Raw genomic sequence first — 11,901 nt, 5'->3', positions numbered from 1 at the left:
CGATGAGCCGGGTCAACCTCTCCGTCCGCGACGCGCAGCTGCGCGAGCTCATGGATGATCCCGACTGTGACCCTGTCCGCCTCGACGCGACCCTGCGACGATTCCACCTGATCAACCGGCTGATCTCGGGCTGGAACCAGGTCTACCGCACCCGGCTGCGCCCGACGCTGCTCAGCCTGGACAGACCGGCACGGGTGCTCGACCTGGGCTCCGGCGGCGGAGACGTCGTCACCCGGCTCGCGCAGCTGGCAGCCCGAGACGGCCTGGAGGTGCAGTGGACCGGGGCGGATCCTGATCCGCGCGCCCATGAGGCGGCGCAGAACACCCAGGAACAGCGGATCCAGAACCAGCGCACGGAGAAGCTCGGTTCCGACACCCCGCCGCAGCCACCCCGGGTGAGATTCCTGTGCGCCGACGCCGACGCGCTGCTGGACCAGGGCGAGAGCTTCGACGTCGTCCTGTCCAACCATGTGCTCCACCACCTTGACTCGCCTGGCCTGCTCGACTTCACCGGCGCCTCGCGGCGGCTCTCCACCGGCACCGTGCTGCATGGCGACATCGCCCGCGGCCGGCTCGCCTACAGCCTCTACGCCGTCGGGATCACCCCGCTCGCGCCTGGCACCTTTCTGCGCACCGATGGGCTGCGCTCGATCCGGCGCAGCTACCGGCACGAGGAGCTCTCCGCCGCCCTGGGCTCCGGTTGGACCGTGAGCTCTCCGTCGCCGTTCCGGCTGATCGCGGAAGCGCCCGGCCTTGGCTGAGGTGATCGTGATCGGCGCCGGCCCGGTGGGGCTGCTGATGGGTGGCCTGCTGCGCCGAGCCGGGATCGACGTGGAGATCCTGGAACAGCGCGGTCACGGCAGCGGTGACAGCCGCGCCATCGGAGTCCACGCCCCGGTGCTCGCCGCTCTGGAGGGCTCCGGGCTGACCGCAGGGCTGCTTGATCAGGCAGTCCGGGTGACCCGCGGGGAGGCCCGCGCGCAGGGTCGGGTGCTCGGCGAAGTGCGCTTTGATCGACTCCCCACCCGGTTCCCCTTCGTCGCCACCCTCCCCCAGTCCGGCACCGAGGCGGTGTTCTCCGAGGCTGCCCCGGTCCCGCAGCGCGGGGTCAGCGTCGGCGCGCTGCACCCAGGGCCTGAACACGTGGAGGTCGACACCAGCGCCGGGCCCCGTCAGGCACCGCTGGTGGTTCTCGCCGGGGGTCCGCGCTCCCGGGAGCTGGTCTACCGGTCTACGCTCGCGCACACCTACCCGGACCGGTACCTGATGACCGACGCTGACGTGTCTGATGAGCAGGCGTTCGAGCAGCAGGACGCGCGCACCGCCGTCGTCCACCTCGAGCCCGCCGGAGTGCTGGAGTCCTTCCCACTGCCGCAGGGACGACGCCGGTTCGTCGCCTGGGACTCCCTCGGCACCTCCCAGGACCCCAGCTCTGCGGACCCCACATCTCGTGACCCGGCTGCGCAGCGTGACCGGATGGAACGCACGCTGGCCGCCCACGGTCAGCCGCTCACCGGGCAGGTCAGCGGCTTCGGGGTGCGTCGATTCGTCGCGCCGGCGCTGCGCGATCACCGGCTTCTGGTCATCGGCGACGCCGCCCATGAGGTCAGCCCGATCGGTGGCCAGGGGATGAACCTGGGCCTGCTCGATGCCGCCACCCTGGCCCCGCTGCTCACCGCCTGGGTCCGCACCGGCACCGTGCCGGAGTCGGAGCTGCGGCGCTGGGAACGCGCCCGGCTGCGCTCGGCCCGCCGGGCGGCCCAGCTGGCGGCGCTGAACACCCGGCTCGGCCGGCCGCTCACACCGACGGCGGACTCCGCGCGCCGGGGCGGCGTGCGGCTGATGTTGGGCCCAGGCGCCGGCCGGGCCTTCGCCCACGCCTATGCCATGGGATTCGACGCCGAGGCCTGAGCCTCAGCCGGCCGCCTTCAGTGCGCCGCAAGCTGAGTACCAGCGGCATCTCAGCCGGCCAGGGATCCTCCCGCCACCACCAGCTGGGCCGCGAGCAGCAGCGCTGCCAGCATCACCAGCCGGAAGAGCACCCGACCGGAGCGGGCCCGCGCCGCCAGGCCCAGCGCCAGCAGCGCCACCGCGCTGACCAGGAGGAGGAACACCCAGGAGATCACCGGGACCTGGTCCAGCTGCCACCCGGCGGAGCCTGCGGTCACGGCGACCCCGCCGGCGAGCACCGCCGCCGCGGCCAACCCCGCCGAGGGCCGGGCACCGAGCCGGTGCGGGAGGCCGGTGATGCCGGTGCGGGCGTCGTCGTCGAGGTCTGGGAGCACATTGGTCAGATGGATGGCGGCACCCAGTGCGGCGCCGGCGAACCAGGCCCAGGGTGCGGCGAACGCCGAGGCCGGGGACGCGAGGGTCGAGAAGGAGGGGAACAGCCCGAAGGCGAGCAGGAACGGGGCCAGTGAGAACACTGTGGCCTTCAGCCCGGCGTTATAGGCCCAGGAGGCGGCGAGGAAGACCAGGTGGGCGCCGAGCAGCCCGAGCCCCAGCGGCGCGGAGAGCAGCAGCGCCAACGTCAGGCAGCTGATCGCACCCGCCCAGGCGGCGCGGACGCTGAGGTCTCCGCGAGCGATGGGCTTGTCGCTGCGCCCGACGGCGCGATCCCGTTCGGCGTCGAAGGCGTCATTGGAGATGCCCACCGAGAGCTGGCCGAGGAAGACCGCGAGCGCGAGCAACAGGATGCGCTCGACACCGAGTCCGGCCGAGACCGCGAGGGCAGCAGTCAGGGCCGTCACCACGACGGTCGGTCCGGGATGAGAGGATCCCCACAGACCTCGAGTCACTTTCAGGATCGCCATCAGGTCAGTCTCTCACCCCGACATCCCACCCCTCGGAGGACCCATGAACAGCACGCAGCGCGCAGCATCGATGGCCGGGCTCCTCGGCGTCGCCGGGGTCATGCACTTCCTGCGGCCGGCGCCCTTCGACGCCATCGTGCCGCCGCAGCTGGGAAATCGCCGCCGCATCACCTACGCCAGCGGTGTCGCCGAGCTCGGCTGCGCGGCCCTGCTGGCCGTCCCGGCGACCCGCCGGGTGGGCGGCGTCTGCACCGCGGCACTGATGCTCGCCGTCTACCCCGCGAACATCTATTCGGTGCGGAGGTACTGGCACCGGCCGCGCGCGCGGAACATCGCCCTGGCGCGGCTTCCGCTGCAGGTGCCTCTGGTCCGTGCCGCCTGGCGCATCGCGCGGGGCGAGTAGGCGGCTGCGTCCGCGTCGAGACGTGGATCATCTGGGCGGCGCCATAGATGAGTCACAGGTGTGACCGCGGCTGAGACCTGTGGTTCGACAGAGCCCGGGGTCCCATGTTTACCGTGGAGGCACCGGTCAGTCGGGCCCGCCTGCGCAAGTGTGAACCCTGCAGGCACGTGAGAGCGGACGTTGTCGTTTCCGCGCAAGGCCCGCTGGCCCCAGCAAGTGAAGGAGCAACATATGCGCCACGACGAATTTCTGAAGACCGTCGCCGAGAAGGGCGGTCCCTCGGATCGCGATCAGGCCAGCCAGCTGGTGAACGTGGTGCTGGAGGACCTCGGCAAGCGGCTCAAGGGCGGTGAAGCGAGCAACCTTGCCGCGCAGCTGCCGGAGGAGCTCAAGGCTCCGCTGACCGACAACGCCGGCACAGACACGCTCGATGATGTCGATGAGTTCCTGCGTCGGGTGGCCGGCAAGCTCGAGCAGGACCTCGGCACCGAGGAAGCTCTTCCCCAGGTCAAGGCAGTGTTCTCCACGCTCTCGGACTCCGTCTCCGAGGGTGAGATCAAGGACCTGCGCTCGCAGCTGCCAACAGGCTTCGCACCGCTCTTCGCCTAGCAGGTGTTCGCCCGCCCGCTCCATGGGCATGTCCCGCTGGGCCACCGGCCCAGCGGGAGGGTGACCTCATCACGATGAGGCCCCTTCACCACCAGCGAAGGAGCACCTGAGGCTGTGTCTGAACCCGCGAAACCGTTCCACATCAGGCTCCTCGCCGATCCCGGTCTGCCCACCCGGCGCGTGAACTCCATCCAGGAAGGCTTCACCGAGGAGGCACGCAAGCTCCTCGACGGGGAGGTCACGGTCTCCTGTGCGACCCGGATGCTGCGCATCCGCCCCGACGCCACCTTGGACATCGACGCGGTGCGCGAGATGGAGGCGGATCATGCCGAGGCTGATGCCGTCATCATGCTCACCGAGATCCCCCGCCACACCAAGGGGCACCCGCTGATCTCGGAGATCTTCCCCGAGCACAACGTCGCGATCGTGTCCTGCCCGACCCTGGGCGCCTGGGCCACCAAGAGCCGCATCCAGAAGGTCTTCACCGGCTCCCTGCTGCGCCTGCTGCCCCCCGGCTCCGGCCCGGATCCGCAGAAGTATGACCAGCGCTGGAGCCAGTGGGAGCCCACCGAACGCGGAGAGGGCCTGGGCCTCTTCGCCCACACCCTCACCGGCGGTCCGCGCACCGTGCTGGGCATGGCGCTGGGCAATGATCCCCTGCGCACCGTCCCGAAGCTCTCCAGCGCGCTGGCCGCAGGTGCGGCCACCGGCGCCTTCGGCATCTTCTACAGCTCCATCTGGCAGATGGCCGATGCGCTGAGCCCCACCCGGCTGATGCTGGTCGGGCTCGCCGCGGTGGTGACCATGATCATCTGGCTGATCATCCGCGACGGACTCTGGGACCGCCCGAAGAACCGCAGCCTCGCCACCGTGGTCACCCTCTACAACGGGTCCACCGCAATCACCCTGCTGGCCTGCATCCTGATGCTCTACCTCCTCCTGGTGGCGGTCATCTTCCTCGCCGGGCTGGTGATCATCGACGCCGAATACCTGGCGACGATCATCGGCGGCGAGGCCAGCCTGCTCAACTATCTGAACATCGCCTGGTTCAGCGCCGGGATGGGCGTCTTCGCCGGCGCCATCGGATCAAGCTTCGACTCCGGCGTGGACCTGCGCCGACTGACCCACGGACAGCGCGAACGCCAGCGCGAATACACGGAGAGCGCATGAACGACCAGCAGACCCTGCAGCAGACCCTGACCGCGATCGACGGCCGGGGGTACGCGTCCTATAGGCAGCTGAGCGGCCGCTACGCCCTGGGCCGCTTCACCCTGAGCGTGGACAAGGTGCAGGTGGACCCGTTCGCGCCGCCCTCGCTGATGCGGATCAGCCTCCGCCGCGACGACGCCGGACTGCCGGCAGAGCTGCTCGATGATCGGCTCGGACGGATCGCCGCCAGCGACTTCCTCACCCGCGCCTTCGCCGACGCCGTCGCCGCCAGTCCCGCTGAAGGGATCAGCATCGGCCGGCCCGGGCAGCAGGTGCTCGAGCGCACCAGCGTGGTCATCACAGAGGAGCTGATCACAGCACGTCTCTTCGTGGCGCTGCCCGCGGCAGGACGCAAGGCGCTGGGCCGCAAAGCCGCCCGGCTGCTCACCGAGACCCTGCCCGGCCTCGCCGAGTCCTCGCTGCTGCACGCCAGCCTGGACCAGGACGCGCTGCGCTCCCACGTCACGCTGCTGCGTGATCAGGAGGACCTGCGCACGCAGCTCACCGCGGCCAAGCTGATCTCCTTCGCCGCCGACGGCTCCGTGCTGCCCCGACAGGCCGGGGATTCCGACCTGCCGCTCGGCGACGGCGCGGTCGAGTTCACCAGCCCCGAGGCGCTTCGCCGCAGCTTCACCCTGCCCAGCGGCCGAGAGGTCGCCGGAATGGGCGTGCCCGAGGGTGTCACCGTCATCGTCGGCGGCGGCTATCACGGCAAGTCGACCCTGCTGCGCGCCATCGAGCGCGGGGTCTATCCGCATATCGCCGGGGACGGCCGCGAATGGGTCATCACCGGCGCCTCCGCGGTCTCGATCCGGGCCGAGGACGGCCGCAGTGCCGCCGGCGTCGACATCTCCCCCTTCATCTCCGGGCTGCCCTCCGGTGCGGACACCCGCAGCTTCTCCAGCACCAACGCCTCGGGTTCGACATCCCAGGCCACCAACCTGGTCGAGGCCGTGGAAGCCGGAGCCCGGGCCCTGCTCATCGATGAGGACACCTCGGCGACGAACTTCATGATCCGCGACGACCGGATGCGCCAGCTGATCCCGGCCGAGCGCGAGCCGATCACTCCGTTCGTGGACCGGGTCCGCCCGCTCTTCACCGAGCGCGGAGTCTCCACCGTGCTGGTGGCCGGCGGCTCCGGCGCCTTCTTCCAGGTCGCCGACCAGGTGATCGCCCTGCAGGACTACACGCTGCGCGAGGTCACCGCCGAGGCGCACCGCATCGCCGAAGACCACCAGACGACGACGGCGCGCCCGGCAGCCTCGAGCACCTCCGCGGCGGCCACAGACCCCCCTGCCGCGGAGCTCCCGGTCGAGACGGTCTTCACCGACGTCCCGTCCCGAGTTCCGCGCCGCGCCTCGCTGCATCCGGCGAAGAAGACCAAGCCCGCCCGCAGCCGCGGGCACCGGATGATCCAGTACGGCCGCGAAGATGTCGACCTCACCGCTGTGGCCCAGCTGGTGGACCCGGCGCAGACCGAGGCGCTGGCCAAGGCGCTGGACCGCCTCGCCGAGCAGGCCGACGGTGAACGCGACATCCCCACCTTGGTCGCTGCGCTCGTGGACCGCATCGACGCTGAAGGTCTGGATGCCCTCTCCCCGCGCCGCGGGCACCCCGGCCATCTCGCCCGCCCACGGCCGCACGAGATCCACGCCGCGATCAATCGGTACCGCGGCCTGACCCTGCACTGAGCAGTGCCCGCTGGGCTACCCTGAGAACCAGTCCGGCATCAGGGCAGGTCCTGATCGTGCCGGGATCACAGGGGGTGCAATGGCCATCACCATGCGGCGGTTCACCGCCGACGGGGCGAGCTCCGAGGTGCAGTCCCCGACCGGGGCGCCCGACACCAGCCCTGCGACGGTGCTGCTCTGGGTAGACCTCAGCGGGGAGGACATTCCCGATTTCGAGGACACCGCCGCCGCGCTGGGGCTGCGCGAACCACAGCTCGAGTTCCTCTGCGGGAATCGCAGCCGTCTGCCCATTCCTGCCGCCTCGGCGGAATCAGTGGCCGCCGTGCTGCACCGGGTCTCCACCACCATCGATGAGCCGAACCAGGTCACAAGGTTCCACTTCTCGGAGCTGCGCGTCCTCGCCGCAGAAGGACTCGTGGTGACAGTCCAGGCCGACGAGCCAGGTCAGGCGCCGCTCGGCATGCAGGCGCTGCGGGAGAGCACCCGCTTGGCCCATCCGAGCGTCTCTGTGACCTCCTCCCATGCCATCGCAGGCCTGATCGGTGCGGTGCTGCGGGAGTACCCGGTGGCGCTGGATGAACTCGAGAATGCCATCGAGGCGATGGAGGGCGTCCTGTTCCAGGAGGCCCGGCTCGATGCGGCGCTCTCGCATCGGATCTATCAGCTGCTGCAGAAGGTGCATCGCTTCGACTGGGCGATGCGGCCGCTGGAATCGGTGGCCACCGAACGCGGCGCAGAGGCCGCCGAGTCCAGTGCGCCCGGGGAGGAGTCCTCTACCTGGACCGATCTGATCATGCGGACCCGGCGGATGCGGGACCGGGTGGAGCTGCTCCGCTCGCATCTGGAGAACGCCGTCGCGCTGCATTCGACGCTGCTGACCATCGAGCAGAACGATGCCACCCGCCGCCTGGCTGACGCCTCCTACGCCCAGGGAGAGCAGAGCAAGAAGATCTCCGGCTGGGCGGCGATCCTGTTCGCGCCGACGCTGATCGCCTCGATCTACGGGATGAACTTCCGGCACATGCCGGAGCTGTCCTGGGCCTGGGGCTACCCCGTGGCGGTGGCGCTGATGGTCGGGCTCAGCCTGACGCTGTGGACGGTCTTCAAGCGGCGACACTGGCTCTGAGCCGACGCAGCCCTGCGGCGAGCACCAGCCCCCAGACCAGCAGCATCGGATACCAGAGCAGGGCCTGACCCAGCCGCGCCGTCGGGTCCTGCAGATCCAGCCCGGGCCATAGCAGCAGTCCGGCATTGATCCCCAGTCCGGCGGCGCCATAGAGGATCAGCCCGGCGCCGATCAGCCGGGAGAGGTTCCACCACAGCGCCGGGCGTGGCCGGCGACTGCGAGAGGTCAGCCGTTGGGACGGCAGCGGGCTGGACGTCAGCAGGCGCGCCGCCACGAGCGGGATCACCACCGCGAGCGTCTTGCCGAGGCCGATCCCGAGCAGCGCGAGGCTGGTCAGCACCGGCATATCGGTCCGCAGGGTGATCAGCCACTGCCCGATGGTCTCCAGCAGCGCATCACCACCGAAGGCCCAGTAGTAGCTCGGCGCCGCGTTGAGCAGGCCGAGCAGACCTGCGCACCAGATCAGCGCCGTCGGCTTCTTCATCACACCGGCTGGGTCTGGACGGGTTCTTCGACGCTGAGCAGCGCTTCGGCGGCGCGGCGGGCCTTGAGCGCCATCGAGGAGTCTCCGGTGATCGCGGCAGTGGTCTGTGCGCCCTCGGCGAGCAGCATCAGCTGATCTCCGAGCTCCTCGGAGAACCCCGCCTCGACCGCGAGCCGCTCCATATAGCGCCGGAAGTCGCGCTTGTGTTCCGCCGCCTTGGTGGCCACGGCGGGGGATTCTGTGGCCAGCTCGCCGAAGGCATTGACGAACACGCAGCCGCGGAAGGAGTCTGAGCGGAACCACCCGGCGAGGTAGTCGTAGATCGCCAGCAGCCGGCCGCGCGGCGTGGCCTCCTGCGCCACCGCGGCGGCGATCTCATCGGCCCACATCCGGTGGCGGTAGTCCAGGACTGCGAGCACGATCGACTCCTTGGACGGGAACACCGTGTAGAGGCGCTTCAGCGAGACACCGGCGCGCTGGCTCAGCGCGTCCATGCCCACGGCGCGGAAACCCTGGGCGTAGTAGAGCTCGTCCGCCGCCTCGACGATTCTCCGGCGGAGCGGATCAGCAGACTTCTGCAGGTGTGCGTCCCCCTGACGGGTCATCGCAGCCCTTCCCATAGAGTTTCGGTGACGCAGAGTTCCGTGGTCTCAGCGCTGCGGTGTCCCAGCGTTCTGCGCACCCGCACGTTTGCGTGCTCTTCATGGTGCTTTCATCCCAGTGTACTTGCCAGAGAACGGTGGTTCTCCTAGGCTGAGGCGAAGGGAGAACGAACGTTCTCCGAACCTCAAGGAGGAACTGACATGTCACGCGTCACCGTCGGAACCGAGAACAGCACAGACATCTCGCTCTACTACGAGGATCACGGCGCGGGTCAGCCCGTCGTGCTCATCCACGGCTACCCCTTGGACGGCTCCTCATGGGAGAAGCAGACCGCCGCGCTGCTCGACGCCGGCTGCCGCGTCATCACCTATGACCGTCGCGGGTTCGGGAAGTCCTCCCGCCCGACCACCGGACACGACTACACCACCTACGCCGCCGACCTCAACACCCTCATGGAGTCACTGGACCTGCGCGACGCCGTGCTGGTCGGCTTCTCCATGGGCACCGGCGAGGTCGCCCGCTACCTGTCCGACCACGGCTCGGACCGAGTGAGCAAGGCGGTCTTCCTGGGTTCGCTCCAACCCTTCCTGCTGCAGACCGAGGACAACCCCACCGGCGTGCCGCAGGAGGTCTTCGACGGCCTCCTCGACGCCGTCAGCACCGATCGCTACGCCTTCTTCACAGCGTTCTTCGACGACTTCTTCAACACCAAGGACACCCTCGGCAGCCGACTCAGCGAGGAGGCCCTGGCGGCGCACAAGAACCTCGCCTACGCCGCCTCCCCGCACGCCTCGATCTGGGCCCAGCCGACCTGGCTCACCGACTTCCGCGAGGACGTCGCCGCCGTCGGCCGCTCCGGCGTCTCCACGTTGATCGTCCACGGCACCGCAGACAACATCCTCCCGATCGACTCCACCGGCCGGGTCTTTCACAAGGCGCTGCCCAGCGCGGAGTATCACGAGATCGACGACGCCCCCCATGCCATGCTCTGGACCCACGCCCAGGAGGTCAACGAGCACCTGCTGACCTTCCTGCGGTCCTGATCACCTCCACCAGAGCAGAACCCCGTCAGTGCCGGCCACGGCTGACATGTCCAGGAACCATCCGGACACAGCCGCGAGACTGACGCTGAACCCATCAGCCCTGCGCAGACCAACTCAGCGGACACGCACCCTGCGCACCCACACTCAAGGAGACTCACTATGCCTACACGCACAGCACGCACCGCCTGGAACGGATCACTCGAAGAGGGCTCCGGCCAGGTCGAGCTCAGCAGCTCCAAGCTCGGCACCTACGACGTGTCCTTCCCCAAGCGCTCGGCCGACGAGGCCAACGGCAGCACCAGCCCGGAGGAGCTGATCGCCGCAGCCCACACCTCCTGCTACGCGATGCAGCTCTCAGCCGTCCTCTCCGGCGCCGGTGGCACCGTGGAGGCCCTCGACGTCCGTGCCGACGTCTCCCTGGGCGCCGATCCTGCGGGCGGCTTCAAGCTGACCGGGATCAAGCTCACCGTCAACGGCGAGGTCAGCGGCATCGACGAGGACACCTTCCTGAAGTCCGCCGAAGAAGCCAAGACCGGCTGCCCGGTCAGCAAGGCGCTCACCGGAGTCGAGATCACCCTGGACGCCACCTTCCAGAGCTGAACCCGGCAGGACCTCCTGGGGTCCAGCACACTGCTGCAGGGTCGCGGCGCGCATCCATTGCCCGCCGCGGCCCTGCGCCGTGTCCACCTCTCTTTCCACCAGCTTTAAGGAATCACCCTTCATGACCACGACGATCACTGCACTTCAGGCCGACAGCGCCGAGTCCAGCTTCACCACACGCACCCTCGAGCGCCGCAGCCTGGCCGCCGATGACGTTCGGATCGCCATCCGTTACGCCGGAATCTGCCACTCCGACATCCACCAGGTCCGCGACGAATGGGGCGGCACCACCTTCCCGATCACCCCGGGCCACGAGATCGTCGGCGACGTCGTCGAGGTCGGATCGTCGGTCTCGAAGTTCAGCGTCGGCGACACCGTGGGCGTGGGCTGCTTCGTCGACTCCTGCATGGAGTGCGAGGCCTGCAAGGACGGCGAGGAGCAGTTCTGCAGCCAGGGCGTGGTCGGCACCTATAACGGCCAGGACAAGTTCGGTGAGAACACCCACGGCGGCTACAGCCAGCAGATCGTGGTGCGCGACCACTTCGTGCTCACCATCCCCGAAGGCATGGACCCCGCATCCACCACCCCGCTGCTCTGCGCGGGCATCACCACCTACGCACCGCTCAAGCGCTACGGCGCCGGCCCCGGCGTCAACGTGGGCGTCATCGGCATGGGCGGGCTCGGCCACGTGGCAGTGAAGATCGCCGCCGCCATGGGCGCCGAGGTCACCGTGCTCAGCCGCACCGACAGCAAGAAGGAAGACGGCCTGGCCTTCGGCGCCACCGCCTACCGCGCCACCGCAGACGGCTCGGCGTTCAAAGATCTCGCCGGCAGCTTCGACCTGATCATCAACACCGTCGGCGCCTCGGTCAGCCTTGACTCCTTCCTCGGCCTGCTCGGCCGCGGCGGCACCATGGTCAACGTCGGTGCACCGAGCGAGGAGCAGTCCTTCCAGATGTTCTCGCTGCTCGCCATGCGCCGCAACTACGCCGGCTCCATGGTCGGCGGACTTCCCGAGACCCAGGAGATGCTGGACTTCTGCGCCGAGCACGGCATCACCTCGACGATCGAGCTGATCAGCGCCGACCAGGTCGATGAGTACTACGAGAAGGTCGTCTCCGGTGACGTGCGCTACCGCGCCGTCATCGACATCGCATCACTGGAGCAGGCCGACGCCGCCTGAGCACACTGAACGACCCGGGTGCCACCGCAGCCGGGTCACACCGAACGCCCCGCCGCGCAAGGAGGTCACAGAGCGCTCCCTGCGCGGCGGGGCGTTCGTCATGGCGGTGAACGGCTGCCTGGGTGATCGCTCCAAGC

At 69.3% G+C, this 11,901-nt stretch carries 13 protein-coding genes; 10 read left to right on the top strand and 3 right to left on the bottom strand.

What is annotated here, in order from left to right:
• Positions 1–2 precede the first annotated feature (2 nt).
• Positions 3–761 (top strand): methyltransferase domain-containing protein, encoded by a 759-nt coding sequence (locus LTH96_RS11100; RefSeq protein WP_241465826.1) that lies wholly within the window; start codon positions 3–5, stop codon positions 759–761.
• 1 nt (position 762) lies between these two features.
• Positions 763–1,911 carry an NAD(P)/FAD-dependent oxidoreductase gene (locus LTH96_RS11095; RefSeq protein WP_241466047.1) on the top strand — a complete coding sequence of 383 codons (1,149 nt, stop codon included), beginning with the start codon at positions 763–765 and terminating at the stop codon, positions 1,909–1,911.
• A gap of 50 nt (positions 1,912–1,961) precedes the next feature.
• On the opposite strand, the gene LTH96_RS11090 is transcribed toward LTH96_RS11095, so the two are convergent.
• Positions 1,962–2,813, bottom strand: coding sequence for a UbiA family prenyltransferase (locus LTH96_RS11090; RefSeq protein ID WP_241465824.1), 852 nt, complete (start codon positions 2,811–2,813; stop codon positions 1,962–1,964).
• 43 nt (positions 2,814–2,856) lie between these two features.
• Between LTH96_RS11090 and LTH96_RS11085 the strand changes: the two genes are divergently transcribed.
• The 5 genes from LTH96_RS11085 to LTH96_RS11065 all read left to right on the top strand — a co-directional run bounded on the left by LTH96_RS11085 (position 2,857) and on the right by LTH96_RS11065 (position 7,851).
• Entirely contained in the window at positions 2,857–3,216 is a 360-nt protein-coding gene (locus tag LTH96_RS11085; RefSeq protein ID WP_241465822.1) for a hypothetical protein, read from the top strand.
• Positions 3,217–3,447: 231 nt separating this feature from the next.
• Entirely contained in the window at positions 3,448–3,825 is a 378-nt protein-coding gene (locus LTH96_RS11080) for a DUF2267 domain-containing protein (protein WP_241465820.1), read from the top strand.
• Between the two features lie 114 nt (positions 3,826–3,939).
• A complete protein-coding gene (locus LTH96_RS11075; RefSeq protein ID WP_241465819.1) occupies positions 3,940–4,995 on the top strand; it encodes a hypothetical protein in 1,056 nt (351 codons plus the stop codon).
• The gene (locus LTH96_RS11070; RefSeq protein WP_241465818.1) at positions 4,992–6,725 is read left to right on the top strand and encodes an ABC-ATPase domain-containing protein; all 1,734 of its coding nucleotides are present in this window, start codon (positions 4,992–4,994) and stop codon (positions 6,723–6,725) included. The genes LTH96_RS11075 and LTH96_RS11070 overlap by 4 nt, the downstream gene beginning before the upstream one ends.
• Before the next feature lie 79 nt (positions 6,726–6,804).
• The gene (locus LTH96_RS11065) at positions 6,805–7,851 is read left to right on the top strand and encodes a CorA family divalent cation transporter (RefSeq protein WP_241465817.1); all 1,047 of its coding nucleotides are present in this window, start codon (positions 6,805–6,807) and stop codon (positions 7,849–7,851) included.
• Here LTH96_RS11065 and LTH96_RS11060 read toward each other — a convergent pair.
• On the bottom strand, positions 7,829–8,338 hold the full coding sequence (locus LTH96_RS11060; protein ID WP_241465815.1) for a DUF3995 domain-containing protein: 510 nt from the start codon (positions 8,336–8,338) through the stop codon (positions 7,829–7,831). The genes LTH96_RS11065 and LTH96_RS11060 overlap by 23 nt on opposite strands.
• The gene (locus LTH96_RS11055; protein ID WP_241465814.1) at positions 8,335–8,940 is read right to left on the bottom strand and encodes a TetR/AcrR family transcriptional regulator; all 606 of its coding nucleotides are present in this window, start codon (positions 8,938–8,940) and stop codon (positions 8,335–8,337) included. The genes LTH96_RS11060 and LTH96_RS11055 overlap by 4 nt, the downstream gene beginning before the upstream one ends.
• 198 nt (positions 8,941–9,138) lie before the next feature.
• Here LTH96_RS11055 and LTH96_RS11050 point away from each other — a divergent pair, with 198 nt between their 5' ends.
• The 3 genes from LTH96_RS11050 to LTH96_RS11040 all read left to right on the top strand — a co-directional run bounded on the left by LTH96_RS11050 (position 9,139) and on the right by LTH96_RS11040 (position 11,764).
• Positions 9,139–9,981 (top strand): alpha/beta fold hydrolase, encoded by an 843-nt coding sequence (locus tag LTH96_RS11050; protein ID WP_241465813.1) that lies wholly within the window; start codon positions 9,139–9,141, stop codon positions 9,979–9,981.
• A 159-nt stretch (positions 9,982–10,140) separates the two neighbouring features.
• Positions 10,141–10,581, top strand: a complete 441-nt coding sequence (locus LTH96_RS11045; protein ID WP_241465812.1) for an OsmC family peroxiredoxin — start codon at positions 10,141–10,143, stop codon at positions 10,579–10,581.
• Positions 10,582–10,702: 121 nt separating this feature from the next.
• Positions 10,703–11,764 (top strand): NAD(P)-dependent alcohol dehydrogenase, encoded by a 1,062-nt coding sequence (locus LTH96_RS11040; RefSeq protein ID WP_241465811.1) that lies wholly within the window; start codon positions 10,703–10,705, stop codon positions 11,762–11,764.
• The last annotated feature ends 137 nt before the right edge of the window (positions 11,765–11,901 follow it).

The sequence above is a fragment of the Nesterenkonia sp. LB17 genome (genome assembly GCF_022565915.1).
Classification (GTDB): domain Bacteria; phylum Actinomycetota; class Actinomycetes; order Actinomycetales; family Micrococcaceae; genus Nesterenkonia.
Note: the sequence above shows the minus strand (reverse complement) of the source record. Positions and strands in the feature narration are given on the sequence as shown.